General features: G+C 51.6%; 1 protein-coding gene. It reads left to right on the forward strand.

Going from position 1 to position 1,674, the window contains the following annotated elements:
* Nucleotides 1–204 precede the first annotated feature (204 nt).
* Nucleotides 205–1,509, forward strand: a complete 1,305-nt coding sequence (locus tag EJP87_RS15965; RefSeq protein WP_130472841.1) for a hypothetical protein — start codon at nucleotides 205–207, stop codon at nucleotides 1,507–1,509.
* The last annotated feature ends 165 nt before the right edge of the window (nucleotides 1,510–1,674 follow it).

Raw genomic sequence — 1,674 nt, forward strand, 5'->3', positions numbered from 1 at the left:
AGCGCCTAATGGAAGCAAGCTGTGGGCATTGGCGCGCATTTTTGCGCCAATGCCCACAGCATCCCCATGGGGGTAGAGCTGGCGAGCCAGCACGAACCTGAATAGTTACAAATAATTAATATGTTGCTTAAATCCGTGCCTGTCTGGTGCGGTGTTGCAAATCTAACGATTTATTTCATAAAACGTGCAGCCTTGGAGGTGATCATGGCGCAAGAGTCTGAAGGAAGTACTCTGGCAAGCTACATATTGTTTTTCTATTTGGTGGTGTTGATTCCGCTAACAGCTCTGTTGGGTATCAATATTCTGGATGAAGTCAATGCCCGCACTACCCTTATTGAGTTTACCAAAGGCAAGATTGTGGCACTGCAGAACGCCACTACGGCCATGCTGCAGGCCAAGAGTGGTGATCGGGAGAAAGATGCCGAGATAGAGGCGAAAATCATCAACAATCGCAATAATATACAACGTTTGGAGGAGTTTAACAACAGTCTTTACCTGTTGACCATCAATGGCAGTGATTTTGCGGGTGGCACGTTGTCTCTGTTGATTCGTGAAAAAATGCTGGAGCCGAGTGAACGAGAGCAGTGGGTTACCAGTAGCCGGGAAAATCGTTTTGAGATGATTCGTTATCGTTCCAGCGGATTTTTGATTGGCCAGTTGGTGATTTTTGCCGCTGCCTTGGGTGCGGGTATTCGTGTGGTGCGCGAGAAGTGGCTGGGCGGTTTTCAGCCTGTAGGAGTTGCCGAATTGCTCACCCAGATTATCAGCGGTCTGGGGGCAGGTATTGTCTGCTATTTGGCGATGCAGGGGGATAGTCTGCAACTGGTGACCCAACTGTCCACAGCCACTTTCAACAATGCGACAAAAGTGTTCATTGGCTTTTTGTCCGGTTTTTATGCCAACGATCTTTATATAGTGCTCACCGCATTTGTACACGTTATTCTGAAGCGCTTCAAAACAGCTCCCGATGGAGGGGGGGAGGGAGCGGGTCAACCTCCTGGTTCACAAGAACAACAGCAGGAGAATGGAGCCGAGAAAGAGAAGGGAAAAAATGGCACATCTGCAGCAGATGGCAAGGGAACAGCAACTCTCTCGGATGGCCAAGGTGGAGGAGAGGAGGTTCAGATAACACCCTCTGCAACCAAGGCAGGTAGTGGGCAGGTGAGAGTGCCACCATCAGCCAGCAAGGCGGATACTGAGCAGATGAGAGTGCCACCATCAGCCAGCAAGGCGGATACTGAGCAGATGAGAGTGCCTGAAGAGAACACGTCAACAAACACAGAAGCTGCCACGCTGGAGAACAGGAGTGTGGAGGCGAGCATGCCCACCACTATGCTGCCTAAAGTGACACCGGATGTCACTACCAGCTCCCCTGGGTTGTCTCCCCGTGCAACAGAGCCTTCTGTCACTCCGACAGTCGAGAGTCAACCGCAAACCGTAGCGGCTACTCCTCCCGCAGAGACAACCTCTGCTGCATCCGAAGGCAAGGGAGGCAAGAAAAACAAGTAGCAACACAGAGCAAACAATGGTAGCTGTTTTGTAATTATTCAGGTTCGCGCTGGCTCTCCATCTCTACCCCCATGGGGATGCTGTGCACATTGGCGCAAAAAAGCGCGCCAATCCGCACAGCTTGCTTCCATTAGGCGCGCCGCGCCGACGCAAAAAGCGCGTCGG

The sequence above is a fragment of the Candidatus Magnetaquicoccus inordinatus genome, assembly GCF_004217665.1.
GTDB lineage: Bacteria > Pseudomonadota > Magnetococcia > Magnetococcales > Magnetaquicoccaceae > Magnetaquicoccus > Magnetaquicoccus inordinatus.